The following is a 25,903-nucleotide window of genomic DNA, read 5'->3' on the forward strand; positions in this document are numbered from 1 at the left end:
AAGATCTATTTCAAGTGGCGGAAGCTTTGCACTGCGGAACCGAGGACCACGGCGCCAGCGGCGACGGCGGCGACGGCGACCCAGAATCCGCTCCGGGCTCCAAATGCATCGATAAGCCAACCCGAACTGGCCGCGCCAATCGCCACGCCAATGCTCAACCCGGTCACCAGCCAGGTCAGGCCTTCAGTGAGTTTGGCCGGCGGCACGATGCGCTCCACCAACGCCATCGCAACAATCAGGGTCGGCGCAAAAAACAGCCCGGCGACAAACACCGCCAGCGACAGCCCGAGAATGTTCGTAGCCAGCAGCAACGGCAACGTGGTCACCGCTGTCGCCACCCCGCCGTACAGAAACAGTTGCGGCAACGGCAGTTTCGAGCGCAACGCCCCGAACGCCAGCCCGGCCAGGCACGAGCCGATGGCGTACACCGACAACACAATGCTCGCCGCCGCTGGCTGGCCCTGCTGCTGGGCGAAGGCCACGCTGACCACATCCACCACACCGACGATGGTGCCCATGGCGACCATCAACAGCATCAGCAACTGAATCTCGCTGGAACGAATGATCGAGGCCTGATGATGGTCTTCATGAGGATGAATCGCCGGCTCGGTGTCACGTTGCAGCACAAACGCCGTCACCCCGATCGCCAGCATCAGCAACGCCGCCAACGGCCCCGCCTCGGGGAACGCCACAACGCACAACCCCACCGACAGTGGCGGACCGACAATAAAACAGACCTCGTCCAGCACCGACTCCAGCGCATAAGCAGTGTGCAGTTCAGGCTGGCCGCGATACACCTCGGTCCAGCGCGCCCGCACCATCGCCGACATGCTTGGCATGCAACCGGCCAGCGCGGCGAACACAAACAACGTCCACTGCGGCGCCTGCAAACGAGTGCAAAGCAACACCAGCAACAACGCCCCGCCCCCGATCAACGCCGACACCGGCAAGATCCGACGCTGCCCGAAGCGGTCCACCAACCGCGAAACCTGCGGTGCACAAAATGCCGTGGCCAAGGCAAACGTGGCCGCCACTGCGCCAGCCAATCCATACCCGCCCTGCAGTTGCGAGAGCATGGTGATCAGGCCGATGCCGGTCATGGAAATCGGCATGCGCGCGATCATGCCGGCCAGTACAAAAGCTCGAGCGCCTGGGGCGTTGAATAGTTCGCGGTAGGGGTTTGCCATGGGATCCTCTCATCCTTTGCGGATGCACGGTGCCACAAACCCGACTGGCAGTAAAAAGTACCCGGGCGTAAAAGTCTGCAACGCCTTGCGGCGCTATCGGAACTGAACTAGATTTTCTATTCCCGAAAACTAGTCTGAAGTTCACTACGAAGTCTGGTCCGAAGTAATGTCCAGTAGCGAAGGCACGCAGGAGTCTTGCTATGGAAGAGTTACTGATTCTGGTCAGCCCGAAAGATCGCCAGACCGGCTTCGCCCCCAAGTTGCAGGTCCATCAACAAGGCCTGCGACACCGCGCATTTTCCATTTTCGTTTTCGATCGTAACGGTCACCTGCTGCTGCAACAACGCGCACTTGGCAAATACCATTCGGCGGGGCTGTGGACCAATACCTGTTGTGGTCATCCTCGCTTGGGTGAGCGAACGCTCGCCGCGGCGCAACGGCGGTTGCGCGAAGAAATGGGCATTACCTGCAAATTGTTCAAAGTCACGACACTTCTCTATCACGAGCCCGTCTCGAACCAACTTATCGAGCACGAATACGATCATGTATTTGCTGGCGTCTGCGATATCGATCCCATTGCCAACGCCGAAGAGGCCGAAAACTGGCAATGGCTGGATCTCTCGAAAATCCCTGCCGCCATCGATGCGGCACCACAGGCGTTCACCGCATGGTTTCGCAAGATATTCGAACAATTCGGCCTGAACGGCATACGTCAATGGCATGAGCTCGCACGGAGCGGCGCACCGCGCAGCCAGGCAGTCTCGAACTGGCAGGTACCGCCACTGCATTGCGTGGCGCCTTTGCGAATCAATGAAACACTCGCGTCAGAAGTCGATGACCGGCTCATGCACTGGATTGAAAAAACCGGCATTTTCGCTGGTCAACAGCAAAAAATTCGTGCATCGGGATTTGGCCGGTTCGCCATGTTGTGCCACACGGATACCGACAATCCTGATCGCCTGCTTTTATCCGCTCAATGCATCGCCGCGTTATTCGCCGTGGACGACTACTACTGCGACGATGAACGTACCGGATCCATACCGGCACTGGTCGGCCCTCGCCTGTCCGTCGCGCTCGCCGCGCTGGAACCTGTGCATTTGACCGAGGACTATCGCCTGAAACTTGAAACTGCCCTGGAAAGCGACCCAGTGCTGGTAGGCCTGCGCGCGTACATGGCACGCGTCGCCGAGTTCGCCACGTTCACCCAGATCGCCAGGGTCCGTCATGAAATCATCGCCATGTTCGTTACCATGACCGCCGAAGCGGCCTGGCGCTTCAGTGGCGTCACACCTGCCCTCTGGGAATATCTGGCCCAGCGCCAGACCAATAGTTTTCTGCCCTGCATGTCGCTGATTGACGTCATCGGCGGCTATGAGCTGCCGGCCCATGTCTATTCCTCTCCCGCGGTGCGCCGCGTCACTACATTGGCGGCCAGTGCGACAATCATCGCCAACGACCTGTATTCGGCGCCCAAGGAAAACCTTGCCCAAGTCGGTGACTTCAATCTGCCGTTGCTGCTGGCGAATGAGAGGCAATGCTCTATCGAACAAGCCATGAAGCTGAGCGCGACCATTCATGACGACGTCATGCGCCTGTATGAAGCCGCCGAAAAGGAGCTGCTCGTGGATGCTTCACCCTTGCTCAAGCGTTTTCTGGCAGGCGTAAAAAGTTGGGTGGCAGGAAGTCTGGAGTGGCATCGCCACAGTGGCCGCTACCGGACCTAAGCTATGAATACATGACTGTCTGCCCTAGGGGATATGGCCTGTGGTCGCAGATGAAGATCTTTTCATGTCAGGATCTGAACTCTCGCCACCGCGTGCCAGTCAGCTAGTTAAGCCCTCTATTCAAGGCTTCATCCTTCATGCAGATTTCTCTCGACCAACAGGTGGCACTGGTCACCGGTGCCAGTTCCGGCATCGGCGCCGGTGCTGCCAAGGCCCTGGCCGCCGCCGGTGCCGCCGTGGTGATCAACTACAACTCCCAGGCCGCTCCCGCTGAGGAACTGGCCCGGCAGATCAATGCTGAAGGCGGTCGGGCCATCGCCATCGGTGCCGACGTTTCGAAAGAAGCAGACGTTGAACGGTTGTTTGCGCAAACCCTCGAAGCCTTCGGTTTCCTGGACATTCTGGTCGCCAATTCCGGCCTGCAAAAAGACGCGCCAGCCGTGGACATGAGCCTCGATGACTGGAACCAGGTGATCGGCGTCAACCTCACCGGCCAGTTCCTCTGCGCCCGCGCCGCCCTGCGGATTTTCAACCAGCAAGGTGTTCGCGAAGGCGTGTCCCGGGCCGCCGGCAAAATCATCCACATGAGTTCGGTGCACCAGCGCATTCCCTGGGCCGGTCACGTCAATTACGCCGCGTCCAAGGGCGGCGTGGACATGCTGATGCAAACCCTCGCCCAGGAAGTCAGTCACCAGCGGATCCGCATCAACGGCATCGCACCGGGCGCCATTCGCACGCCGATCAATAGCGCCGCCACCGACGGCGATCACGAGCAGGAACTGCTCAAACTCATTCCTTACGGCCGGGTCGGCGATGTCGAGGACATCGCCAACGCGGTGGTCTTCCTCGCCTCCGATGCGTCCGACTACATCGTTGGCACCACCCTGTTCATCGACGGCGGCATGAGCCTTTATCCGGAGTTTCGCGGCAATGGCTGATCATCATCCCGAACGACAAAGCGCCATCGACGCCCACGGCATCATCGGCGATATGCGCAGTGCGGCACTGGTCAATGACAAAGGCAGCGTGGACTTTTTCTGCTGGCCGGAATTCGACAGCCCGTCGATCTTCTGTTCGCTGCTGGACACCCCTGAGGCCGGGATTTTCCAACTGTCCCCGGATCTACCCGACGCTCGCCGCGAACAGATTTACCTGCCCGACACCAATGTGCTGCAAACCCGTTGGCTCAGCGACCGCGCAGTCGTCGAAGTCACCGACCTGCTGCCCATCGGCGACAGCGAAGATGACACGTCGGTGCTGATGCGCCGGGTTCGTGTGGTCAGCGGCCAGGCGACGTTTCATATGCGTTGCGCCGTGCGCCATGACTACGCTCGCGCCAAGACCCGCGCACGCATGGATGAAGAGGACGTGACCTTCGAGGCAGCCAATCAGCCGTCCATGCGCCTGTCTTCGGATCAGGTTTTGCATATAGACGGCCATGCGGCAGTCGCCGAATTCACCCTCGAACAGGACCAGAGCGCCGAATTCATGCTAGGCGGTATCGACGACCCGCGGTTCAAGGAAGGCGCCGCCGCGATCTGCTTGGAACGGACCCTGAAGTTCTGGCGCGACTGGATCGGCCAATCCAACTACCGCGGCCGCTGGCGGGAGATGGTCAATCGCTCGGCCCTGGCGCTGAAGCTGCTGACCTCACGCAGGCATGGCGCAATCCTCGCCGCAGCGACCTTCGGCCTGCCGGAAACACCTGGCGGCGAGCGCAACTGGGACTACCGCTACACCTGGATCCGCGACGCCTCGTTCACCGTCTACGCGTTCATGCGCCTGGGCTTCGTTCAGGAAGCCAATGATTACATGCGCTGGCTGCGCGGGCGGGTCAGTGATTGCCACGGCAAACCGATGAAACTCAACATCCTCTATGCCATCGATGGCCGCCAGGAACTGCCGGAAACCGAACTCTCGCACCTCTCCGGTCATGGCGGCGCAACACCGGTACGGATCGGCAATCAGGCTTACGACCAGGTCCAGCTCGACATCTTCGGCGAGCTGATGGACGCGGTGTACCTGGTCAACAAATACGGCGACGCCATCTCCCATGAAGGCTGGAAACACGCGGTGGAAGTGGTCGATCAGGTCTGCGAAACCTGGGAGCAAAAGGACGTCGGCATCTGGGAAATGCGCGGCGAACAGCATCACTTTCTGCACTCGCGGCTGATGTGCTGGGTGGCACTGGATCGAGCCATTCGCCTCGCCTCAAAACGCTCCCTGCCCGCCCCGTTCGCCCGCTGGGACCAGACCCGACAGGCGATCCACGCTGACATCTGGGAAAACTTCTGGAACGAAGAGCGCGGGCACTTCGTCCAGCACATCGGCGGCACCGCGCTTGATGGCTCGATGCTGCTGATGCCACTGGTGCGCTTCGTCAGCGCCAAAGACCCGCGCTGGCTTGCGACCCTCGATGCCATCGAAAAGAATCTGGTGCGCGATGGAATGGTTTACCGCTATCGCAATGAAGACACCCGAATCGACGGCCTCGGCGGCACCGAAGGCGCATTCGCCGCGTGCTCATTCTGGTACGTCGAATGCCTGGCCCGCGCCGGCCGCGTGGAAAAGGCGCATCTGGAATTTGAACAGTTGCTGAGGTATGCGAACCCGTTGGGGTTGTACGCCGAAGAGTTCGACAGCCATGCGCGGCATCTGGGCAATACGCCGCAAGCGCTGACGCATTTGGCACTGATCAGTGCGGCGTGTTTTCTGGATCGGAAATTGAGTGGCGAGAAGAGTTTCTGGCAGCCTTGAGATTACCCTCGCCACAGGTTTGTGTAGTCCGAAGTCCTGCATTGCTTAAACAAAACCCGCGTTCACTATCAGAAAATCCTTTGTTGCCAGCCGTTACATCCCCACCTACCATCCACCGTCAACGGGTACAGCGGAGCTGTCCAACAAAACCCGAATTCAAGGAACCAGAATGACCCAGCGCATCCACCGCAGCATCGACGCCCCACTCCGGTCAGGCCTGAACCGGGATGAATTGTGGGAATGCCACGACAAGGGCCTGATCAAATGCTGGGAAATCGGCCGCCAACGCGCCGCCCGTTTCCCTGAACTCGTCCAACGCTGCCTTGCCGGCGAACTGCCGGTGCTGGGCTGGAAAGGTGGCGTCAGCCGCAGCCTGAAAAAACTCGAAAAATACGGATCCCTCAAGTACCTCGCTCAGTGGCAAGGGTTACGCGGGGAAGATCTGGATATTGATTTGGGTGAAGAACGGGCGTTGACCTGTTCGCGGACCAACATGGTGGTGACGTTTACGCCGGATCGGTCGAAATACTTCAATCAAGTGGCGGAAATCGAAGCCTAGGAAACAGGCTAAAAACAACCCTTTCTGGAGTGTCGAATGAACAATGAAGCGCTGATCCACTTCACCAAAACTCCAAGTCTGTCGCTCGCCTACGAAGAACAAGGCCCCACCACCGGCGACCCGATCATCCTCCTCCACGGCTTCCCCTACTCCCCCCGCGCTTACGACGAAATCGCCCCGCCCCTTGCCGCCAAGGGCTACCGCGTCATCGTCCCGTACCTGCGCGGTTACGGCCCGACCCGTTTCAACCACCCCGACACCCTGCGCTCCGGACAACAAGCCGCCCTCGCTCAGGATTTGCTGGATCTGATGGATGCGTTGGCCATTAAACAAGCCGCCCTGTGCGGCTACGACTGGGGCGGTCGGGCGGCGTGCATCGTGGCGGCGCTATGGCCCGAGCGGGTTCGTTGCCTGGTGACCGGCGACGGTTACAACCTTCAGGACATTCCCCATTCCACTGAACCGTTGGACCCGGAAACCGAGCACCGCCTCTGGTATCAGTACTACTTCCACACGCCACGCGGCGTCGAAGGCCTGACGAAAAATCGCCGGGTTTTGTGCGAATTGCTCTGGATGTTGTGGTCACCGACCTGGACCAAGGGCCCTGAACTGTATCCCCTTAGCGCACCGGCCTTCGATAATCCGGATTTCGTCGAGGTGGTGATTCACTCCTACCGCCACCGGTTCATGTACGCGCCCGGCGACCCAGCGCTGGAGTGGATCGAAGAAGCGCTGACCCGACAGCCGCCAATCAGCGTACCGACGATTTCCCTTTGCGGGGCCGACGATGGCGTCGGACCAGCACCGGAGACAGACGAAGACATCGCCCATTTCACCGGGTGTTATGAGCGGCGGGTGCTGGCGGGCGTCGGGCATAACATTCCCGAAGAAGCGCCCGAGGCAACGCTCAGAGCGTTACTGGATCTGCTGGAGGGCTGACGCTGAAACGCTCGCGATAGGCCTGCGGGGTCACGCCCATGGCCCGCAGAAAACTGCGTCGAAGCGTCTCTTCGCTGCCGAAACCGCATTGCACCGCCACACGTTTGATTGGCACGCCGGTATCGCTGAGCACACGTCGGGCGGTCTCGACCCGAATCAGTTCGATGGCCCGGGCCGGCGTCTGGCCGGTGTCGACGCGGTAGTGGCGCACGAAACTGCGTTCGCTCATGCCGGCCTGCAAGGCCAGGGTCGGGATGCCCAAATCCTTGGTGAGGTTTTCACTGATCCAGGCATGAAGTTCGTCGAAACGGTTGCCTTCCTTTTGCAAAGAGAGGGTCACGCTGAACTGCGACTGGCCGCCGGGGCGTTTCAGGAACACCACCAGTTGCCGGGCGACTTCCAGGGCCATCGTGCGGCCAAGATCTTCTTCGACCATGGCCAGCGCAAGGTCGATGCCAGCGGTGACCCCGGCCGAGGTCCAGACCGGACCGTCATTGATGAAAATCGGATTGGGTTCTACCTGAAGCCGCGGATGCTGCTGCGCCAACTGCTCGCAACGGGTCCAGTGAGTGACCACCCGCCGGCCATCGAGCCAGCCGCTGGCCGCCAGCAAAAATGCCCCGGTGCACACCGACGATACCCGCCGACATCCCGTCGCGTGTTCACGTACCCACGCCACCAGCGGTTCGTCTTGCGCCGCGTCGTAAACGCCCCAGCCACCGGCAATGATCAATGTGTCACTACCCTCTTCAGGCAACGGCTCGGCCAACAGCGCCAGCCCCGCCGACGACATCACCGCCCCGCCGCCGCAGGCAATCACCGCCGGCGCGTAAGGCGCCGGCAAGCCTTGCTGGCGGGAAATATCGTTGGCCGAGGCGAACACCTGCAACGGCCCGGTGACGTCAAGCAGTTGCACATTGGCAAAGGCGAGCACGTGAATGGTTTTCGGCATGATTGGCGTAATTCGTGGGGTTATTGGCGTATACGCCAAATCCTACGAGCCTAAAGTGAAGTCGTCCACCCACTTCATGAGAAAAATGCCATGACGTTGCAGATCGGTTTTCTGTTGTTTCCACAGGTTCAGCAACTGGACCTCACCGGCCCTTACGACGTACTGGCCTCGCTGCCGGACGTGAAGGTGCATTTGATCTGGAAGGATCTGGTGCCGGTCACCGCGAGCACAGGCCTGGTGCTGAAACCGACCACCACGTTCGACGATTGCCCGCAGCTGGATGTCATCTGCATTCCCGGCGGCAGTGGCGTCGGGCCGCTGATGGAAGATGAAGAGGCACTGGCCTTCATCAAGGCGCAGGCCGCCACCGCGCGTTACGTCACGTCGGTGTGTACCGGCGCGCTGGTGCTCGGTGCGGCGGGTCTGCTGAAGGGCAAACGCGCCACCACTCACTGGGCCTATCACGAATTGCTGGCGCCTTGGGGGGCGATCCCGGTGAAGGATCGGGTGGTGCGCGATGGCAATCTGCTGACCGGTGGCGGGATCACGGCGGGCATCGATTTTGCCCTGACCCTGGCCGCGGAGCTGTTCGATAAGGACACGGCAGAGTTGGTGCAGTTGCAGCTGGAATATGCCCCGGCACCGCCGTTTGCGTCGGGCAGTCCTGAGACGGCTCCGGTCAGCGTGCTGGAGGAGGCCCGCAAACGTGCTGCCGGGTCATTGAAACTGCGCTCGGAAATCACTGAACGTGTTGCAGCGAAACTCGATCAGTTATCAGCACGCTGATCCATCCCGACCGGCAGCCAGTGCCAGGCTGCCGTTTCCCCGGCCAAAATGATGCGCCGAGGATTTTCCATCGCCCACAAAAAAACCCGCCTAAGCGGGTTTCTCAAGACCATTTCGACATCCTGTCGGCAGCCATCCTGGCCAATGGTCGATCATCCGTGATCCTGAGCGCTTCCTGCGACTCAGTTGATAGATCCAGATTAAACACATCGGTGAAGCATCAAAAGACGACATACCCGTTAGCGGGTGTAAGCCTTTGACCATTCGACCCTTGAAGCAGATTTCAACAGACCAAAAAAAACCCGCCGAAGCGGGTTTTTCCCAAGACCATTACGACTCCCTGTCGGCAGCGATTCCTTGCTTATGGTCGATCATCCGTGATCCCGAGCACTTCCTGTGCTTCGGTTGATGAAGCTAGATTACGCTTCGGATCCAATGTGCAATAGACGACATAGCTACCATTGCGTGTAGGACATTCGCTATAGCCACCCTTCCGAAAACCCTTAGACGGCTCAGGTATCGAGCATTGAAGCCGCGAGTTTAGCGGCCTGTAGCTGACCTTCGGCCGCCAGGGCGTCGTCATCTTCGAGAAACCAGGCTGCCGACAATCCGGCAAACGCCAACACCCATTGCAGTAACCGTCGACGCTCGAGAGCGGCGGCGTCCGCCACCACCGCTATCTGCCTGTGGAAACGCTGCGGATCAGTCGCCGTCGGCAAGTCGGGATTACAGATCAGGTTGGCGTAGTCGAATCCGCGCTCACCGATCACCCGCTTGGGATCGATGGCCAGCCAACCCCGCGGGCCGAAGTCCAGAACATTGTCGTGATGCATGTCGCCGTGCAGCACCACGACGTCCTGCGGTTCGGCCAACAAGGCTTCGGCAGTGGCGAGACAGAGGGAATAAGGGCCGCCAAACCGTTCAGCCGCCAAACGAAGCGACTTGAACCATGGCGCCAATGGAACCAGGAGCGGTGGTGGCGACGGCCGCGGCGCGTGCAGCCGCGCCAATGTCGCACACAGTATCTGGCTGGCTTCGTCGTCCTGACCGTTGAGCGCCATGTGCATCAGCGATCGCTGGCCCACGGCACGCTCGATCAACAACCCGTCTCCGTCATGGGCATAGACGCGGGCAGCGCCCTCGCCGCCCCACCAGGTCATCAACAGATTGCCGAACTTTTCTTCGGCATCGACAGCGATCTTCAACATCGCCGGCACATCACCCATGCGCACCGGCAACAAACGACTGCCGGGCGTGGTGATCGGTTCACCGTCCGGCACCAGCGCCCAGCGTTTCAGCCAAGGTTCGAACATGCCGCCATCACTCTTCCTGACGCTCGCGCGCCTTGGCACTGACTTTGAGAAACTCTTCGATGTTGTTCATTTGTTCATCCCAACCGCGGCTGTCCATGCGGAACGCCTTGAGTCGACGCGTCTGAGGGATGTGATCGAAACCGGACTCGGTGACCTTGAGTAACGTGCCTTCATCCATGTCTTCGAGCTCGAACTTCACCAGCGTGGTGGGTTCCTGGGAGTAATCGAGATCAGGCTCCACGGCATACGGGTGCCAGCGAAACGAAAACACCCGTTCCGGCTCGACCCGCTCCACCAGTACGTTCCACAGCAAGTGCTCATAACCCGGGTACGTAATCTGCCCCTGGGTCCATTCACCGGCGACAAAACGCTTGCCCTCCAGCGCCACGCCAAACCACTGTCCGAAGGCTTCGGCATTGGCCAGCACGCGCCAGACCTGCGAGCGCGGCGTTTTGAGCAGGATCTTCCTTTCGATGCGATCTGATGCTGGATTCATAAGTCACCTCCTGTACTGAACAGTAGGCCTGTAAGACCACAAGACCAACCCTAAAGTTGTATCAATAGGGTATCGCAATCAACCCTGTACGAAATATTCAGCTGCATTTCCAAGTGTAACTGCTGGTTTGAAAACAAAACGAGTAGACCGAAACTGCTAACGTTAAAAAAGCGAAATTGACTCAGACAAGGACGATTCATGCAGCTTTCACTTACGGAACGTTATCGCGGAGCCCTGCTGGGCCTGGCTTGCGGTGATGCGGTTGGCACCAGCGTCGAGTTCCAGCCACGCGGCTCGTTCAAGCCCCTGACCGACATGGTGGGTGGCGGCCCTTTCAATCTGAAAGCCGGGCAATGGACCGATTACACCTCGATGGCGCTGTGCCTGGCAGAAAGCCTGCTGAGCAAAAACGGCTTCGAGGCGACCGACCAGATGGGTCGTTACTTGAATTGGTGGCAATGGGGTTATCTGAGTTCAACGGGTGAATGTTTCGACATTGGCATGACCGTACGCGACGCCCTGTCGCGTTTTCAGAAAACCGGGGAACCGTTCGCCGGCTCCACCGATCCCCGCACGGCAGGCAACGGCTCGCTGATGCGCCTGGTGCCGGTGGTGTTGTATTACTTTCCCGATCGCGACCGGATCCTGGCGTTTTCCGCCAACAGCTCGCGAACCACCCACGCCGCACCGGAAGCGGTTGAATGCTGTCAGTTGTTCGCCGAGCTGATCCACCGAGCGTTACAAGGCGCGTCCAAGGCAGAAGTGCTCGGCGTGTCAGAAACGACATGCCTGGAACCCAAAGTTACCGCCATCGCACGAGGCGATTATCTGGGTAAACCTGAACGCGAAATCCATGGCAGCGGCTACTGCGTTGCTTCACTGGAAGCGGCCCTGTGGTGCTTTCATCAGACTGACAGCTTTGAAGCCGCCATCCTGAAAGCCGCCAACCTGGGCGACGACGCCGATACCACTGCCGCCATCGTTGGCCAGTTGGCCGGGGCTCATTACGGTGTGCAGGGCATTCCCGACCGTTGGCTGGAAAAGTTACATTGGCGTGAAGACATCGAAGCCACGGCTGACGCTTTGCTGGTGGCAGCCACCCTCACGTAATCAGGAGCACGCGATGAATAGCCTGCATGGCAGCTGCTTGTGCAAAGCCGTCGAGTACCAAGTCGATAGCCTCGACATGCCCATCAGTCATTGCCACTGCCAAACCTGTCGCAAAGCACACGCGGCGGCATTCGCCTCGACAGCCGGGGTCATGCGCGAACATTTTCGCTGGACCAAAGGTCAGGACCGCCTGAGCAGCTACGAATCGTCACCGGGCAAGCTTCGGCATTTCTGTTCGGCCTGCGGTTCACATTTGATGGCTGAGCGCTTGGCCCAACCCCACGTTATCGTTCGTGTGGCGACACTGGATGATGACCCGAGAATGACGCCTCAGGCGCATAAATGGACGTCACATGACGTGCCGTGGCTTGGCTATGAATCGATTAAAAAATGCCTTGAATGGCAAACATAAAGGGTCGAATACGGCACTAAACTGCATCCCAACTTTCCTGTCACAGCGAGAATCCCAATGCACCCACGCTTTCTCCTGGCGCTGACGCCTCTGCTGTTCACTACTGCCGCTTATGCGGTGGACTGCGACAACGCCACCGATCAGGCGACGATGAATCAGTGCGCGGCGCAGCAGCACAAGGCGGCGGATAAGGAGTTGAATGCGCTTTACCAGCAGATCAACGAGCGTTTGCAGAGCAACCCCGACAGCAAAAAGCTGCTGATCGGGGCGCAGCGTTCGTGGATTGCGTTTCGGGATGCCGAGTGCAAGTTCTCGAGCGCCGGGGTGGAAGGCGGGAGTGTGTATCCGCTGATCTACAGCAACTGTGTGACTGAATTGACCAAGGCGCGGGTTGAGACTTTCAAGAATTATTTGAAGTGTCAGGAGGGGGATTTGAGTTGCCCGGTGCCTGGGGCTTGATACTTGGGTGCCTGTGAGGGCCTCTTCGCGAGCAGGCTCGCTCCCACATTTGGATTTTCGGTGAACACATATTTTGTGTACAACCGAAAACCACTGTGGGAGCGAGCCTGCTCGCGAAAGCGTCAGTTCGGTCGCCGCAATTACCGGACAAATATCTGCGCAGTCGTGATCGCCATATCCCCACCCGGCAACTTGATGCTGCCGATCTGCTTCATGCTCTCGGGATCAAAGATCGCCACGTCATTAAACGTCCCCGCCAGGTAGATCTTGCTGCCGTCCTTGTTGAACGAAATGCAGTAGTAGGAATGATCCAGCGTTGCGGCCTGGAGCATTTTCTTTTCCTTGATGTCGTACTTCGCCAGACGATTGAGCACGCCGAACATCAGGTTCGGATCCTTCGGCGAGCGCATGCCGCTGAAATAGATTTCCGTCAGAGGACCGAAGTCGGTGGTTTCGGTCTTGCCGGTTTTCAGGTCGATGCTGAACAGCCCGTAAAGGTACTCGGCGGTCGCGGGATCCTGCTTCTTGTCCTTGAATTTCGCCGCGGTGTAGAGCAGCGAAAAGTCATGGCGATAAGTCTGCTGGTTCCACACGTAAAGCACGTCCGGCGCGCTGTAGTTCGGGCGCTTCCAGTGGCGACTGGGGATCAGCACGTCGAACTTGCCGGTTTTCACATCGACCTTGTAGACGTCCGCCCCCGCCACATACAGCGTGCCGTCGTCACCACTCTGCATGATGGTCAACTGCCGTGGCGCCGGGAAACTGCGCACGGGTTTGGCGTCCATGCCGGCGTCGGTGGCGTACACATCAAGCCGCGGTTGCTGCACTTCGTAGCGGTCGTTTAGCATCAACGTCGGGTTGGCAATGGTGAACAGTTCCTTGCCGTCGTGGCTGAGGGTGAAGGCGAACATCGACTTCGCTTTCTCCCCCGGTTTCTGGGTGATGCTGGCGTGGAACACCTGCTTGCAGCTGTCGAGTTCAACGCCGTAGACATCCGCGTAGTGGTTGTTCAACACGTAAGCGGTCTTGCGATCCGGCGACAACTGAACGGTGCCGGGACCGAAGGCATCCGGCATCTTGCAGGTCTTGAACAGGGTATCGGTGGCCAGGTCGATGAGGTGCAGGTTGTTCGGGTAATTGGTGGTCACCATGTACTCGTGACCATCTTGTAGTGCGGTGTTTTCATCGGCCAGAACAGTGAGCGAACAGGCGCTCAGGACGGCGAATGCGGCCAGGCCGCAGGCTTTGATGCTAGGCATGCTGGAATCCTTATATCTGACCGATTACTTGTCTTTTGGAAAGACAGTGCCAAGGTTGCGCCAGTTGTCGTTGGACGCCTGGGCGTCCTTGTTCCAGTCCGGGTAGGTGCTCATCATGTCGGGCACCTGGGCCGGCCACCAGCAAGGGTCGGAGCAGCCGTAAAGGTCGGCTTCCATCGGCTGGCACAGCGACGACACACCGCCAAAGGCGTCGATTTCCCAACCCGGGTCGGTGGTCGAGGCGCAGCCGGCGACGGAACTCATCGCCACCACTTCTTCGATGCGGTTTTCTGCCGCAGCCTCATCCAGTTTCAGCGCTTTATTATTGATTGCCTTGAGATGTTTCATATCAGTGAGCCTTGCGCGGAGTGATGTAGCTGCTGATAAACGCAGGGTTGTGGGCCATGATCCGGGTGTAGACCTCGATGCCGAAGTCGACCCAGTCACGCATCAGTTCGCAGTAGTGATAGGTCGGGTGGGTCGGATCGCCGTAACGTGCATAGCTCTCGTGGTAGCAGCCGCCGGAACAGAGGTTGCGGATCTGGCAGTCCTCACAACCGGTGTTGGTACGGTCGAGGCGCTGGGACAGGAAGTCGTTCAACTCCACTTGCTTCACACCGCTGTGGACGTTGCCGAAAGTCGGCAACGATGAGCCGGTAAAGCGGTGGCACAGGTTCAATTCGCCCTTGTGATCCACCGCCAGCATCTTCAGGCCCGCGCCACAGGGCAGGGCTTTTTTGTGGCCTTCGTGGATGTCGGTAATCAACTGGTGCAGGTTGGAGAACCCGATGTTGCGGTGCTCCAGCGCCGCTTCCAGATAACGCCGACCGAGCTTCTTCATGTTGGCGAAGACTTCGATCAGCTCGTCGCTGGACAGGTTAAAGGTGCTGATGTCGCCGGAGGTCACCGGGGCAAACCCGACTTCGGCAAAACCCAGTTCGTTGAACAGGTGATCCCAGATGGTTTCGACGTCGGTGACGCCGGTGGTCAGCGTCACCCGCGCGCCCACCGGACGACTGTTGTAGCGCGACAGCAGCATTTCAGCCTTGCGCCGCACCACGTCGTACGTGCCCTGCCCGCCCACGGTGATGCGGTTGCGGTCGTGCACGGTTTTCGGTCCGTCGATACTGACTGACAGGCCGAAACGGTGGGCGTTGAGGTAGTCGACGGTTTCTTCGGTGAGCAGCGTCGCGTTGGTGGTCATGACGAACTCGACGAACTTGCCCGCCTCGCGGAAACGCTTCTCGCAATAATCGACCATGTACTCGATCAGCTTGCGATTGCTCAGTGGCTCACCACCGAAAAACACCACGGTGAAACGCTCTTCGTCCGGCGATTCACGCAGCAGCATTTCCACTGAAGCGACCGCCGTTTCGACGTCCATTTTCTTGCCGGCCGACGGCTTGTCCAGGTCTTCCTTGTAGCAGTAGGTGCAGCTCAGATTGCAGCCGGTGTTGACGTTGAGCACCACGGTATTGATCGCCGTGCGCTCGACCCGTTTGGTGCCGATGTCCGGGGTCAACGGCGAACCGTCGCTGACCAACTCCAAGGACATCAACTCACGCAAGGTCTCGGTGATTTCTTCGCCGTTGAAGCGTGAAGACAAGCGCTGGATCAGGTCGTCCGATGAACAGCCGGGACCGCGCAAGGTATCGATAATGGTGCCCGTCAGCTCATCGCTGGCGAACAGCGAACTGCTGGGGATGTGAAACAGCATGCGGTCGGCATCGACGTGTACTTCGTGCAGGTTCCGCTCGACCAGATTCAAAACAGCGCCCATTGCAACCTCCTGTGCAAACCCCGTTTTACGAGGCCTGCGGTCATTCCGAAAAAGTGTCTGAATCTTTTGGGATCAGCTAACTCATGGAATGGGTGGATTGTTCCAGCGTTGCACGGTGACGATCATGTGGCCTTCGCCGGTCAGGGATTTTCCTGCGTCGTCGACGGCAGCGATCACCTTGAGGTTGCCGGCATTGTTGGTGGACATTTTGCGCTGCGGGTTCGGCCCGGCATCGCCCGGTGTGAACACGCCGCTGTGAGCCTGCATGGTGCCGGCGAACTTGACGTCCTCGTCTTCCTTGGCGCGGTCGTCGAAGGCTTCGACCGACCACTGCGCCGGGAATACGCCGATGCGATACGGCTTGCCATCGGCGCCCTTGCCCCAGGCTTCGGCATCAAAACGGCCCTGGACTTTCGGTGTTGAACCACCGCCTTCGCCGATCCGCGCCACCGAGAACTCGGGCACGACTTTGACTTCGGCGATCTTGCTGTAGACCGACAGGGTCGGGCCTTTCAGCGTGCCGACGGTGACGGTGCGCAGACCCGGTTGGGCATTGGCGGCGGCCTTGAGTTTGACCTTGATCCGACCCGGGCTCTGCTCGATGACTTCGACCACTTCCACGCCTTTGCCGAAGTTCGGTTTGCCGGTGAGACCGCTGCCGACAAGGGTCACTTCAGTTTCGGCGCCAGCCTTCAGGTAACCCGGCTGCACCGCCAGCAAACGGCTGCTGCCCTGCTTGGCGGCGACGAAGTCCAGGCCTCGCTCATCGTGCTCCGCCTCGAACATCCGCCCCTGCATCGCGTTGCCTTGGGCGGCGAACACCTGGCGCATGGTCACGCCGTCGATGGTCACGTTGCCGCGCCATTCGTAACCGGTGTAAAGAATCGCGCTGCCATCGCCGTTGAACGGACTGCCGTCGGCGTATTGGCCTTTGACGCTGACCTTGAACGTGTCGCTGCCATCGGCCGTGACGCTCATCACGCCGGCCAGTTCACCCTTGCCCGGCAAGTGGCCGCTGAAGCTCCAGTCGCCCACCAACGCTTCGGCTTTTGGCGCGGTGCTCTGCCATTTTTTCCAGGCCGGGTTGTCCAGCGGATAACGCTTGGCCAACAGCGGCACCATGTCTTTGCGGGCCAGGTCGAACCAATCACGGTCGCGAGACAGAGCCTGGTACTCCAGCGACGGCCATTGGCCGAGGTGGAAGTTCACCAGACGCTCCCATTCCAGAGCCGGACGCCGTTGCAGGGCGACCCGCGCACCGGAATGGCAGCGGCCGCACATCTGGCTGGTCTGGTCGTCGAATTTCTCGACGGTATTGAGTCGACGCTCCAGCGCATAACGTACGCCGTCGGTCTCGCTTGGGGCCAGGCCTTGGGTGTCGGCCAGGTATTTGACCAGGGTTCGGCGGTCGTCATCGCTGATCTGCAAACCGTGCATGATTTGCATGCGGGCGATGCTCATCAGCCAGCCTTCAGGGGTTTTGCGCTGGTGACTGATGCGGCTCAGGGCATTATCGGCTTCGGGGGTATGACAGCCCTGACAGGTTTCCTTGAGGATGGTCTGGGCGTCGCGGGCTGCCAGGCTGTAAGGCGAATGCAGCGCCACACAAGCGGCCACGGCCAGCAGACTGGCACTCAGGCCTGATCGGAGTTTTCTCTTCATCAACGTCGAACCTCGCACGGTGCTTTCTTATTTTTGTGGCATATCGTTTTTATGGTTTCTGCCGTCGGCGGCGCACCGCTGACGGAGGCAAGAGAAACGTCTGCAATGAGCAATACACGGAGCGTGCCAGCTTGGCGATTACCTTTTAAATCAAGACATTGTGTGAAGATGACAGCTTCTCGCCATCGCTGAACGAGATCGCCTGCGTCTAATATCGCGACAGTTGTTGCAGTCTGAGACAGCATAGATGGCCTGACCGGAACAGCTCATCGGCCGGCGATTGACGCCGATCCCCTGCAAGCGCGAACTGGTTGTTCACCGATTGCCACCAGGGGATAAAAAAATGGCAAGCATCACTGTCCTGGCGGGGGACTTTCTGCAGGGTGATGGAGAGTACTGAGACGGCGTTTTCACCCTCAGAACGTCGCTTCATCCATGGCCTGGCATTACCCTCCCGCTCTCATCGTTCAAGTGCGTGGAAGTGGCCAACGAGGATTCGATCAACAACATCAAGGATGCCATCGGCTTTGGCGTGGCCGGAGCCATGCTGTTGGGGCCCATCGGCGCAATCGCCGGGTTCATGCTGGCCGGCAAGGAAACCGAAGTGACGTTTCTGGCGACGCTCAAGGACGACAGGAAGCTGCTGGCTGCCGTGGATGGCAACACGTTCGAAGAAATTTCCCGAACGTTTGCAGCCTGAAAAATCGACGCGGGCCGCACCGCTTTCCCACGGTGCGGCGTGACGCCGGTTCAGATGTCATAGGTGGGGGGAACGCTTTTGTGTACGTCGATCTCGTGCTGCATGTCCGCCACCAGCGACGCGATCGCATGGGGACTGTCCAGTGTCCACAGGGGAACGTGGGTGGCCACAATATCCACTTTGCCGGTCATGCAGTCGCAGACCCGAATCGTCAGGGACTGGTCCGCCGCCATGGTGCAGGTGCACACGGACGGCAGAAAACTGTGCTCAATGATGTTTTGAATTTCCAGGGTTGAAAGGAACATCGTTACCTCCCTCACGCCAGATGTATTGCCGGATGAGCGGTCCGTCACTTCACCCACCGATCCTGAAAATTCTAGTCCTCAATAATGAGTACCTCAAGGTCGCAACCCGGTTGCTCGTCGTCTCATAGCTGTCGCAATTTGCAACAATCTCACAGCGCCCGCGATTCCCGTGAGTACCCCAAAACCCCGCCGGCCAAGGGCGGTTCTGCCTTTTCGGGCACTTGGCACAGCCATTGCGAAAGCCTTGTTCTCACGAACAACAAGAGGTCTCGACAAATGCCCCTCCCTTATTTGCTTCCCGCCACCTCGGCGTTCATCCAGCGCGCGCCGCGCATGCTCATCGGCGGCGACTGGATCGAGGCCGCCGATGGCCAGACCATGCCCCTGCACAACCCGGCCACCGGCGAAGTGCTGTGCGTAGTGCCACGGGCTACGCCTGAGGATGTCGACCGCGCCGTGCTCGCTGCGCGTCAGGCCTTCGATGATTCCGCCTGGACCCGCACCCGACCTCGGGAACGGCAGAACCTGTTGTGGAAACTTGCCGACCTGATGGAGCGCGACGCAGAACTGCTGGCGCAACTGGAATGCCTGAACAACGGCAAAAGTGCGGCGGTGGCCCAGGTGATGGATGTGCAACTGTCCATCGACTTCCTGCGCTACATGGCCGGTTGGGCGACCAAGATCGAAGGCTCCAGCGTTGAAGTGTCGTTGCCGTTGATGCCCAACGATCAATTCCACAGTTTCATCCGCCGCGAAGCGGTGGGCGTGGTCGGTGCCATCGTCGCCTGGAACTTCCCGCTGCTGCTGGCCTGCTGGAAACTCGGACCGGCTCTGGCCACCGGTTGCACCGTGGTGCTCAAACCCGCCGACGAAACCCCGCTGACCGCGCTGAAACTCGCCGAGTTGGTGCTGGAAGCCGGTTACCCCGAAGGCGTGTTCAACGTGGTCACAGGCACCGGCATCACCGCAGGTTCCGCCCTGACCCACAATCCGCTGGTGGACAAGCTGACCTTCACCGGCTCCACCGCCGTGGGCAAACAGATCGGCAAGATCGCCATGGATTCCATGACCCGGGTGACCCTGGAACTGGGTGGTAAATCGCCGACCATCGTCATGGCCGACGCCGACCTGAAGAGCGCCGCAGCCGGCGCCGCCAGCGCGATTTTCTTTAATCAGGGCCAGGTGTGCTGCGCAGGCTCCAGGCTGTATGTGCAGCGTAAGCATTTCGACAATGTGGTGGCCGACATCGCCGACATCGCCAATGCCATGAAGCTGGGCAATGGCCTGGACCCAAGTGTGGAAATGGGGCCGCTGATCTCGGCGCGTCAGCAGGAGCGGGTTTACGGGTACATCGAAAAGGGTCGGGAAAGCGGCGCGACCATCGCTTGCGGTGGCGAGCAGTTCGGGCCGGGGTTCTTCGTTAAACCGACAGTGATTGTGGATGTCGATCAGAAGCACTCATTGGTGCAGGAAGAGATTTTCGGGCCGGTGCTGGTGGCGATTCCGTTCGATGATGAAGCCGATGCATTGCGCATGGCCAATGACAGTCCTTATGGGCTTGGGGCGAGTATCTGGTCGAACGATCTGGCGGCGGTGCACCGGATGATTCCGCGGATCAAGTCAGGTTCGGTGTGGGTCAACTGCCACAGCGCCCTGGACCCGGCGTTGCCGTTTGGTGGGTATAAGATGTCGGGGGTTGGGCGGGAGATGGGGTATGCGGCGATTGAGCATTACACGGAGTTGAAGTCGGTGTTGATCAAGCTCTGATCTGTGGTGCCCTCACGGGCGCCTTCGCGAGCAGGCTCGCTCCCACAGGGGGATTTGTAATCGACGCACAACTACTGTGGGAGCGAGCCTGCTCGCGAAGAGGCCAGACCGGTCACTACAAATCAGGGTTTGAACCCCTGAGCCAACAACCAACTCCTGATCACCCGTCCCTGCTCCACCGTCAACCCCGCCAAAACCTGATCCGCAGGCTCACTGCCCAACCGCCGCACCAACGGCGCCAACTCAACCCCTTGCACATGCCAGATCCCCAGCGGCTGATCCGCCGTGATCACCACCTCGGCCTCATCCACAAAACCCTCTTTCAACACCGGCGCGCGCTCGATTCTCAACGAGGAAAAATCCGCCTCGGCATGCGCCACTTCAGCATCCGGCCACTGCCGCCGCGTCTGCCAAAAAGGTTGATCCAACCAACGCTGCTCATCGGCATAAAAATCCCGCCCGATCCGCGCAAAACGCAAAAACAACTGCTCCACCCGTTGCTGATGAAAGCGCTGAGTCAGCGCCGCTCGCTCGGGTTTACGCAACAACGTGTTGATCACCGTCGGCGCCTGTAACGCCGAGGACAAGGACTGAAAGATCCCGTTGCCCGACAGCGGATCCACCGCCATCGCCGCATCGCCGACCCGAATCCAGTGATCGCCACACACCTGCGGGCACAAAATCGCGGTGCTGCTGCGGGCATGCAGCTGTAGGTCGATCTCAGGCTCGATACCGAAAAACGCCCGCGCCAACGCCGAACCCTGACGTCGCTCACGACAGTAGTCGAGCAACATCGCCTTGCCCGGCAATTCAGCACTGGCCACGTCCACCGTCCATTGCCAGTAACACTGACCGTCGGCTCGCCGGGCCATCCAGGCCCAGCCGTCCTCAAGGCTTTCCACGGCGCTGGCGGTGTTGCCTGGCGTGCCTTGCCAGCGGTTGAGCAGGCTGACCGTCTCCGGCCCGCGCAGGCCTTTGCCCAGTGCCGGTGCCTGACGCCCACGCGCCTCAACCAGAAAATCCGCCAGCAGCGCCTCGCGCCCTTCGACCTCGATCCTATGCCCCGAAACCGATGACTGCACCGTCAGCACTCGGCCTTCGATCAGCTCAACGCCAGCCAGGCGCAGATCTTCGCGCAAGCCTCGATCAAAGCTCGGGCGATCCAGTAAAAATTCGATGTTCTGCGCATGTTGCTGACCGTTCCATGACACCTGTCTTTGCGACGGCAGCGCTGCATGCGCCAGTGCCTGATGAAGCCCCGCGCCACGCAAGGCCTCCAGCACCCGAATGGAAACGCCTTCCAACGCCGCAAACCGCCGCCATTCGCTAACCAGCGTCACGGGATAACCGAGCCGACGCAAACCCAAGGCAACCGCCGCGCCCGCTGGCCCTGCGCCAAGAATCAAAATCATGGTCCGAAGCGCCGTTCAGGGCCGCGATAACGGGCATTCTCCCGCAGCCACTCAATGACGTGTTCGTTGCTCGCCTCGGGATGTGCAACCAAAAAACCCGCAATGTGCCCGCTCAACGCTGCACAGCCGAGACTGGCGCCAGACTGCCCCGGATAGGTTCCATGCACACACGCGGCGAAGTCCGCCTGAGCACTGTTGAGCCACGACCATTCCTGTTCGGCGCAACGTGCATCGCCAGTGACTCGCAGCACCTGTGGATAATTCGCCGGAAACACGCCCTCGCCCTGCGCCGGGCTGGACGCACAGAGCAAAACACCTCGCGCCACCGCCGCGGCACAGGCTTCACGCAACAGGCTGCGATCCTGACGCAGACCAAGGCTCAAATTGATCAGCCGAACGTCCTGCGCCACCAGCCAGTCAATCGCCGTGGCGATCTGCAAGGCGCTGGTGACCCCACGCTGGTCGAACACCTGAGCTATGCAAAATACCGCCGAAGGCGCCCGCCGACCGATGGCCTCGACCACCGCACTGCCGTGGCCCAGAGGATCGTCGCGCAAGTCGCTTTCGGCCAATCCATCCGCCAGCAACGAGAAGCGCCGCCCGGCGACCACTTGCACCCGCTGCGCCGCCGAGTGACCGCTGTCCACCACGCCAATCCGCAGCTCAGGCTTCATGCAGCACCGTTTTTGAAGTGAGTACGCCGTCGAGCAATTCAAAGCGCAAATCGGCATCGGCCAAGGTTGAAGGACGGTGGCTGATGAGGATCCGCGTACGCCCGGCAAACAGTCGATCGATGGCTTCAATGACTTCACGTTCGGTGGCTTCATCCACCGCCGAAGTCGCTTCGTCCAGCACCAGAATCAACGGATCCTGCAACAGCGCCCGGGCGATGGCGATGCGCTGTTTCTGCCCGCCGGACAACTGCTGACCGCGTTCGCCCAACGGGCTGTCGAGGCCTTCGGGCAACGACTCGATCAGGCTGTCGAGTTGCGCCAGCCGTGCGACTTCGGCAATCGCTTCACGGCTGGCGTCCGGCACCGCGTAGGCGAGGTTGTCGGCGAGGCTGCCGCGAAACAGCACGATGTCCTGACTGACCACCGCAATCCGCCGACGCAGCTGGAACAGGTCCAGTTCGCGCAGATCGACCTCCCCCAGCAACACCCGACCCGACTGCGGATCGTGGTGCCGTTGCAGCAGGTCGATCAGGGTCGATTTGCCGACCCCGGAGCCGCCGCTCAGGGCGACTTTCAAACCGTAGGGAATTTGCGCTTGGATGCCGCGCAGGGTCGTCGGGCGACCGGGATGGCTGAAGTGCACGTTGTCGAAACGCAGTTCGCCGGAAGTCGGCATCGGCTGCGGCGTGACGGGTGTGAGAACGGTCGGCTCTTCGCCGCGCAATTCCATCACGCGCCCGAGGCTGACGGTCATTCGTTGGACCGCGACATAGAGCCCGAGCAGGCTCTGTACCGGTCCGACGGCCATGCCCAGGTAGGTGGAAAACGCGATCAGCGCGCCCAGTTGCCAGGTCCCCTGCACCACCCAATATCCGCCGATCAGGAACGCGCAAGCACGGGACAGAGAAGTCAGTGTGCCCGGCACCGCCTGAGTGAAAAACTCGGTGACTTGCAGGCGCAGCAACTGGCTCATATAGCCTTGACCCAACGTCTCCAGACGCCGCGATTCACGCTGTTGCTGTCCGGCAGACTGGATGAACTTCATCACCGGCAAGGTCTCGACCATGAACGAGGACATGTCCGCCGAGCGCTCGCGCAATTGCCGCACATCCCGTTCGACCTTGCGTCGCATCCAGCGCAACCAGAGCACGTCGAGGGGTATCAGCACCAGCGCCAGCAACGAGAGTTTCCACGACAGGGTCAGCAGCATCGCCACGGCGCAGACCAGACCGATCACACTCGACACCGCGGAGAACAAGGAGTCCACGGCAAAGCGCTGGATCTCTGCGACGTCGCCATCGAGGCGTGACATCAAGTCACCGATTCGGCGCTGTCCGTAAAAACTCGGCGAGAGTGTTTGCAAATGCCGATAAAGGTCATCGCGCAGGGCGAACAGAATCCGCCCGGACAGCCGCGTGTGCAGGTAACGGTTTAATCCCGACAACCCCGTTCCGAGCAGCCCGGCCACGATCATCAGCCCGGCGATCAGCACCAGCATCGGAAAGTTGCGCGCCAGCAGGCCATCGTCGATCAGCAGCTTGGTCAGCCAAGGCTGCACCAACACCAGCAACGAGGCGCAGACCGATAACCCGAGCAGCCCGGCAATCGCCAGACGATGGGGTCGCACGAAGCTGTAGAGCCAGCGCAACGCCGCTTGCAGGGCTTCGGGGTTCTGGCTGTCGATCAGCCGAACGATCAAGCGCTGCATCACGAGCGCAACTGTTTGAGCTTGCGATACAGGGTCGCGCGGCTGATGCCCAAGGCGTCGGCGGCGGCCGAGACGTTGCCCTGGTGAGTGTCCAGGGACTGGCGAATCAGCTCCAGTTCATTCTCGCGAATGCTGCCGGCCTGAGGACGTTCGCTGGCGCTCAACTCGTCGAGCATGCTGTCGGGCAAGTGGTCGAGGGTGAGTACGGTGTCCCCCGGCTCGCGCATGGCCAGCGCCGTGCGTAAAACCATTTCCAGTTGGCGGATGTTGCCCGGCCAGTGATAGCCGCTGAGCAAGCGGTTCAAATCGTCATGCAGGACCATCTTCGGCGCATCCAGTTTGGCCAGCAGGCGAGCGACCAGACCGCTGAAATCCTCACGCTCGCGCAACGCCGGGAGCATCACGCTGATACCGTTGACGCGGTAGAACAGGTCCTCGCGGAAGTGTTTTTCTTCGACCAGTCGCTTGAGGTCGCGGTGCGTGGCGCAGATCAATGCAACGTCGATGTCTTGCTCTTCACCGGCGCCCAACGGTGCCACTTTACGGTCCTGCAACACCCGCAACAGACGGGCCTGCAAGGCCAGCGGCATATCGCCGATTTCATCGAGAAACAAGGTGCCGCCATGGGCCTGTTGCAGACGACCGATCATGCCACCGCGGCGGGAGCCGGTGAACGCGCCTTCGCGGTAACCGAACAATTCCGACTCGATCAAGCCTTCGGGGATTGCCGCGCAGTTCACCGCGACGAAGGGTTTATCGCAGCGGGTGCCTGCCATGTGCAGGGCGCGGGCGATGACTTCCTTACCGGTGCCGGTTTCGCCCAGCAGCAACACCGGCAGCTCATTGGCCAGGCCTTGACGGGCCATACGCAAGGCTCGGGCATAACGGACATTGCTGCCGGCCAGGGATTCGAGATCCGGTTGTGCTTTGGCGGTTTTCGCTGTGCTGCGCGGCGGCGTGCTGACATTGATTGAACGCTGCGGCGCACGCAGGGTTTTGTAGAAGAACTCGCCTTTAGCCGTTTGCAAACTGCCGACTCCGCCCTGATGCAGACGCGACAGAAGTTTCAGGCCATCGACGCCCAGAAACTCTTCACAGCGTCGACCGACCAGCGCCGAGCGTTCGGCGTGGAGCAACTGACAGGCCTGGGCGCTAACCGCGAGAATCTGCCCGCCAAGGCTCACCGCCAACAGGCCTTGCCAAGGGGATTCGAGGTACTGCCGACGGCTGTGGAAGGCCAGGACGATCTCGTCCGGATAACTGGCGTTGAACACCCGGCTTTCGATCTGGCTGACAGCCATGGCCAGCAACGCGGTGCTGTCGTGAACGCGGCCCAGCGGGCCTTCGCGCGTCAGGTCGAGTACGCCAAGGATGTCGCCCTGCGGGCAATAGATCGGCACCGAGGTGCAAGAGAAATCGGTCAGGCGATCGAGGTAATGTTCGCCGCAATCGATCATCGTCGGCCGGGCTTCCACCAGTGCGGTGCCCAGCGCGTTGGTGCCGCGAGCGGCTTCGCTCCAGCAGGCGCCGAGGGTGATGTCTTGCAGGCCGCTGCCCTTGAGGCGATCGGCGCGTCCTTCGACAGCGAGGATGGTGGCGTCGGAATTGGCGAGGATGATCAGTCCTTCCTTGCCCTGACGTTCAGCCAGGTAATCGATGGCCGGCAACGCCGCGTCGATCAGCAGCCGATTGCTCGCCAACAGCACGTCAAGGCTCGCGCTCGATTCCAGCGCCAGCTCGTGCTTGGCATTGAAATGCACGCCATGGCTGAGGCTACGCCGCCACGACGCATCGATTTCCGCCCGCAACACGCCATCCGGGACTTCGCCCTCGAGATGGAGTTTTTCCCGGGCCAGCCGGGCTTCACGGTGAAGTTTGGGAGGAGTTGTTTTTATTAGCGTCATCAAGCGCTCCGGATCGGTCCGCCCTGCGCTTTTTTAAG

General features: G+C 60.3%; 23 protein-coding genes and 1 pseudogene. 11 read left to right on the forward strand and 13 right to left on the reverse strand.

Translation table 11 applies throughout. From position 1 onward, the window contains the following. Positions 1 to 5: 5 nt before the first annotated feature. Entirely contained in the window at positions 6 to 1,187 is a 1,182-nt protein-coding gene (locus tag QFW87_RS20535; protein ID WP_283188728.1) for an MFS transporter, read from the reverse strand. A 200-nt stretch (positions 1,188 to 1,387) separates the two neighbouring features. Between QFW87_RS20535 and QFW87_RS20540 the strand changes: the two genes are divergently transcribed. From QFW87_RS20540 to QFW87_RS20560, 5 genes are all read left to right on the forward strand, one after another. Continuing rightward, the gene (locus tag QFW87_RS20540; RefSeq protein WP_283181068.1) at positions 1,388 to 2,911 is read left to right on the forward strand and encodes a family 2 encapsulin nanocompartment cargo protein terpene cyclase; all 1,524 of its coding nucleotides are present in this window, start codon (positions 1,388 to 1,390) and stop codon (positions 2,909 to 2,911) included. 137 nt (positions 2,912 to 3,048) lie between these two features. After that, the gene (locus tag QFW87_RS20545) at positions 3,049 to 3,849 is read left to right on the forward strand and encodes a glucose 1-dehydrogenase (RefSeq protein ID WP_283188729.1); all 801 of its coding nucleotides are present in this window, start codon (positions 3,049 to 3,051) and stop codon (positions 3,847 to 3,849) included. Next, positions 3,842 to 5,668 (forward strand): glycoside hydrolase family 15 protein, encoded by a 1,827-nt coding sequence (locus QFW87_RS20550; protein ID WP_283188730.1) that lies wholly within the window; start codon positions 3,842 to 3,844, stop codon positions 5,666 to 5,668. The genes QFW87_RS20545 and QFW87_RS20550 overlap by 8 nt, the downstream gene beginning before the upstream one ends. 169 nt (positions 5,669 to 5,837) lie before the next feature. Continuing rightward, positions 5,838 to 6,227, forward strand: coding sequence for a hypothetical protein (locus QFW87_RS20555; RefSeq protein ID WP_283181070.1), 390 nt, complete (start codon positions 5,838 to 5,840; stop codon positions 6,225 to 6,227). 36 nt (positions 6,228 to 6,263) lie between these two features. Then, positions 6,264 to 7,166: an alpha/beta hydrolase gene (locus tag QFW87_RS20560; protein WP_283188731.1), complete on the forward strand. Its 903-nt coding sequence runs from the start codon at positions 6,264 to 6,266 to the stop codon at positions 7,164 to 7,166. On the opposite strand, the gene QFW87_RS20565 is transcribed toward QFW87_RS20560, so the two are convergent. Then, a complete protein-coding gene (locus QFW87_RS20565) occupies positions 7,135 to 8,118 on the reverse strand; it encodes a GlxA family transcriptional regulator (protein WP_283188732.1) in 984 nt (327 codons plus the stop codon). The genes QFW87_RS20560 and QFW87_RS20565 overlap by 32 nt on opposite strands. 90 nt (positions 8,119 to 8,208) lie before the next feature. On the opposite strand from QFW87_RS20565, the gene inhA reads away from it, so the two are divergent. Beyond that, positions 8,209 to 8,904: an isonitrile hydratase gene (gene inhA, locus QFW87_RS20570; protein WP_283188733.1), complete on the forward strand. Its 696-nt coding sequence runs from the start codon at positions 8,209 to 8,211 to the stop codon at positions 8,902 to 8,904. 512 nt (positions 8,905 to 9,416) lie between these two features. On the opposite strand, the gene QFW87_RS20575 is transcribed toward inhA, so the two are convergent. Both QFW87_RS20575 and QFW87_RS20580 read right to left on the reverse strand, forming a co-directional pair. Next, positions 9,417 to 10,217, reverse strand: a complete 801-nt coding sequence (locus tag QFW87_RS20575; protein ID WP_283188734.1) for an aminoglycoside phosphotransferase family protein — start codon at positions 10,215 to 10,217, stop codon at positions 9,417 to 9,419. 7 nt (positions 10,218 to 10,224) lie between these two features. Then, positions 10,225 to 10,713 carry an SRPBCC family protein gene (locus QFW87_RS20580; protein WP_283181075.1) on the reverse strand — a complete coding sequence of 163 codons (489 nt, stop codon included), beginning with the start codon at positions 10,711 to 10,713 and terminating at the stop codon, positions 10,225 to 10,227. Between the two features lie 198 nt (positions 10,714 to 10,911). Between QFW87_RS20580 and QFW87_RS20585 the strand changes: the two genes are divergently transcribed. The 3 genes from QFW87_RS20585 to QFW87_RS20595 are packed head-to-tail and all read left to right on the forward strand — an operon-like array spanning position 10,912 to position 12,694. Then, positions 10,912 to 11,823 (forward strand): ADP-ribosylglycohydrolase family protein, encoded by a 912-nt coding sequence (locus tag QFW87_RS20585; RefSeq protein WP_283188735.1) that lies wholly within the window; start codon positions 10,912 to 10,914, stop codon positions 11,821 to 11,823. 13 nt (positions 11,824 to 11,836) lie between these two features. After that, positions 11,837 to 12,235, forward strand: coding sequence for a GFA family protein (locus QFW87_RS20590; protein WP_283188736.1), 399 nt, complete (start codon positions 11,837 to 11,839; stop codon positions 12,233 to 12,235). Positions 12,236 to 12,292: 57 nt separating this feature from the next. Next, positions 12,293 to 12,694, forward strand: coding sequence for a lysozyme inhibitor LprI family protein (locus QFW87_RS20595; protein ID WP_283181078.1), 402 nt, complete (start codon positions 12,293 to 12,295; stop codon positions 12,692 to 12,694). A gap of 140 nt (positions 12,695 to 12,834) precedes the next feature. Here the strand turns inward: QFW87_RS20595 and peaD are convergent, their stop codons facing one another. The 4 genes from peaD to peaA all read right to left on the reverse strand — a co-directional run bounded on the left by peaD (position 12,835) and on the right by peaA (position 17,395). Next, positions 12,835 to 13,953: a quinohemoprotein amine dehydrogenase subunit beta gene (peaD, locus tag QFW87_RS20600; protein ID WP_283188737.1), complete on the reverse strand. Its 1,119-nt coding sequence runs from the start codon at positions 13,951 to 13,953 to the stop codon at positions 12,835 to 12,837. Positions 13,954 to 13,977: 24 nt separating this feature from the next. Beyond that, positions 13,978 to 14,301, reverse strand: coding sequence for a quinohemoprotein amine dehydrogenase subunit gamma (gene qhpC / locus QFW87_RS20605; protein WP_008027961.1), 324 nt, complete (start codon positions 14,299 to 14,301; stop codon positions 13,978 to 13,980). Between the two features lies 1 nt (position 14,302). Then, a complete protein-coding gene (peaB, locus tag QFW87_RS20610; RefSeq protein ID WP_283188738.1) occupies positions 14,303 to 15,733 on the reverse strand; it encodes a quinohemoprotein amine dehydrogenase maturation protein in 1,431 nt (476 codons plus the stop codon). Between the two features lie 81 nt (positions 15,734 to 15,814). Beyond that, complete coding sequence (peaA, locus tag QFW87_RS20615; RefSeq protein ID WP_283188739.1) at positions 15,815 to 17,395, reverse strand: quinohemoprotein amine dehydrogenase subunit alpha; 1,581 nt, start codon at positions 17,393 to 17,395, stop codon at positions 15,815 to 15,817. 343 nt (positions 17,396 to 17,738) lie between these two features. On the opposite strand from peaA, the pseudogene QFW87_RS20620 reads away from it, so the two are divergent. Then, positions 17,739 to 18,095: pseudogene (locus QFW87_RS20620) on the forward strand (hypothetical protein). A gap of 50 nt (positions 18,096 to 18,145) precedes the next feature. Here the strand turns inward: QFW87_RS20620 and QFW87_RS20625 are convergent. Further along, positions 18,146 to 18,400 (reverse strand): DUF1652 domain-containing protein, encoded by a 255-nt coding sequence (locus QFW87_RS20625; RefSeq protein WP_046048402.1) that lies wholly within the window; start codon positions 18,398 to 18,400, stop codon positions 18,146 to 18,148. Between the two features lie 276 nt (positions 18,401 to 18,676). On the opposite strand from QFW87_RS20625, the gene QFW87_RS20630 reads away from it, so the two are divergent. Beyond that, on the forward strand, positions 18,677 to 20,167 hold the full coding sequence (locus tag QFW87_RS20630; RefSeq protein ID WP_283188740.1) for an aldehyde dehydrogenase family protein: 1,491 nt from the start codon (positions 18,677 to 18,679) through the stop codon (positions 20,165 to 20,167). Positions 20,168 to 20,289: 122 nt separating this feature from the next. On the opposite strand, the gene QFW87_RS20635 is transcribed toward QFW87_RS20630, so the two are convergent. From QFW87_RS20635 to QFW87_RS20650, 4 genes are read right to left on the reverse strand one after another with little or no spacing between them, the layout of a single operon-like run. Beyond that, a complete protein-coding gene (locus QFW87_RS20635; protein ID WP_283181082.1) occupies positions 20,290 to 21,579 on the reverse strand; it encodes an FAD-dependent monooxygenase in 1,290 nt (429 codons plus the stop codon). After that, on the reverse strand, positions 21,576 to 22,253 hold the full coding sequence (locus QFW87_RS20640; RefSeq protein ID WP_283188741.1) for a S8 family serine peptidase: 678 nt from the start codon (positions 22,251 to 22,253) through the stop codon (positions 21,576 to 21,578). Before QFW87_RS20640 ends, QFW87_RS20635 begins: the two co-directional genes overlap by 4 nt. Beyond that, positions 22,243 to 23,961 (reverse strand): ABC transporter ATP-binding protein, encoded by a 1,719-nt coding sequence (locus QFW87_RS20645; RefSeq protein WP_283181084.1) that lies wholly within the window; start codon positions 23,959 to 23,961, stop codon positions 22,243 to 22,245. The genes QFW87_RS20640 and QFW87_RS20645 overlap by 11 nt, the downstream gene beginning before the upstream one ends. After that, entirely contained in the window at positions 23,961 to 25,865 is a 1,905-nt protein-coding gene (locus QFW87_RS20650; protein WP_283181085.1) for a sigma-54-dependent Fis family transcriptional regulator, read from the reverse strand. Before QFW87_RS20650 ends, QFW87_RS20645 begins: the two co-directional genes overlap by 1 nt. Between the last annotated feature and the right edge of the window lie 38 nt (positions 25,866 to 25,903).

Origin of the sequence: Pseudomonas sp. PMCC200344 (assembly GCF_030053095.1) — a bacterium.
Taxonomy (GTDB): Bacteria; Pseudomonadota; Gammaproteobacteria; order Pseudomonadales; family Pseudomonadaceae; genus Aquipseudomonas; species Aquipseudomonas svalbardensis.

Excerpts from the sequence above, each read along its gene's own strand:
- QFW87_RS20565 (WP_283188732.1), bottom strand. The coding sequence starts at position 8,118 with ATGCCGAAAACCATTCACGTGCTCGCCTTTGCCAATGTGCAACTGCTT.
- QFW87_RS20640 (WP_283188741.1), bottom strand. The coding sequence starts at position 22,253 with ATGAAGCCTGAGCTGCGGATTGGCGTGGTGGACAGCGGTCACTCGGCG.
- peaD (WP_283188737.1), bottom strand. The coding sequence starts at position 13,953 with ATGCCTAGCATCAAAGCCTGCGGCCTGGCCGCATTCGCCGTCCTGAGC.
- QFW87_RS20590 (WP_283188736.1), top strand. The coding sequence starts at position 11,837 with ATGAATAGCCTGCATGGCAGCTGCTTGTGCAAAGCCGTCGAGTACCAA.
- QFW87_RS20580 (WP_283181075.1), bottom strand. The coding sequence starts at position 10,713 with ATGAATCCAGCATCAGATCGCATCGAAAGGAAGATCCTGCTCAAAACG.
- QFW87_RS20595 (WP_283181078.1), top strand. The coding sequence starts at position 12,293 with ATGCACCCACGCTTTCTCCTGGCGCTGACGCCTCTGCTGTTCACTACT.
- QFW87_RS20550 (WP_283188730.1), top strand. The coding sequence starts at position 3,842 with ATGGCTGATCATCATCCCGAACGACAAAGCGCCATCGACGCCCACGGC.
- QFW87_RS20535 (WP_283188728.1), bottom strand. The coding sequence starts at position 1,187 with ATGGCAAACCCCTACCGCGAACTATTCAACGCCCCAGGCGCTCGAGCT.
- qhpC (WP_008027961.1), bottom strand. The coding sequence starts at position 14,301 with ATGAAACATCTCAAGGCAATCAATAATAAAGCGCTGAAACTGGATGAG.
- QFW87_RS20555 (WP_283181070.1), top strand. The coding sequence starts at position 5,838 with ATGACCCAGCGCATCCACCGCAGCATCGACGCCCCACTCCGGTCAGGC.
- peaA (WP_283188739.1), bottom strand. The coding sequence starts at position 17,395 with ATGAAGAGAAAACTCCGATCAGGCCTGAGTGCCAGTCTGCTGGCCGTG.
- QFW87_RS20560 (WP_283188731.1), top strand. The coding sequence starts at position 6,264 with ATGAACAATGAAGCGCTGATCCACTTCACCAAAACTCCAAGTCTGTCG.
- QFW87_RS20625 (WP_046048402.1), bottom strand. The coding sequence starts at position 18,400 with ATGTTCCTTTCAACCCTGGAAATTCAAAACATCATTGAGCACAGTTTT.
- QFW87_RS20540 (WP_283181068.1), top strand. The coding sequence starts at position 1,388 with ATGGAAGAGTTACTGATTCTGGTCAGCCCGAAAGATCGCCAGACCGGC.
- peaB (WP_283188738.1), bottom strand. The coding sequence starts at position 15,733 with ATGGGCGCTGTTTTGAATCTGGTCGAGCGGAACCTGCACGAAGTACAC.
- QFW87_RS20545 (WP_283188729.1), top strand. The coding sequence starts at position 3,049 with ATGCAGATTTCTCTCGACCAACAGGTGGCACTGGTCACCGGTGCCAGT.
- QFW87_RS20575 (WP_283188734.1), bottom strand. The coding sequence starts at position 10,217 with ATGTTCGAACCTTGGCTGAAACGCTGGGCGCTGGTGCCGGACGGTGAA.
- QFW87_RS20635 (WP_283181082.1), bottom strand. The coding sequence starts at position 21,579 with ATGATTTTGATTCTTGGCGCAGGGCCAGCGGGCGCGGCGGTTGCCTTG.
- inhA (WP_283188733.1), top strand. The coding sequence starts at position 8,209 with ATGACGTTGCAGATCGGTTTTCTGTTGTTTCCACAGGTTCAGCAACTG.
- QFW87_RS20630 (WP_283188740.1), top strand. The coding sequence starts at position 18,677 with ATGCCCCTCCCTTATTTGCTTCCCGCCACCTCGGCGTTCATCCAGCGC.
- QFW87_RS20645 (WP_283181084.1), bottom strand. The coding sequence starts at position 23,961 with ATGCAGCGCTTGATCGTTCGGCTGATCGACAGCCAGAACCCCGAAGCC.
- QFW87_RS20650 (WP_283181085.1), bottom strand. The coding sequence starts at position 25,865 with ATGACGCTAATAAAAACAACTCCTCCCAAACTTCACCGTGAAGCCCGG.
- QFW87_RS20585 (WP_283188735.1), top strand. The coding sequence starts at position 10,912 with ATGCAGCTTTCACTTACGGAACGTTATCGCGGAGCCCTGCTGGGCCTG.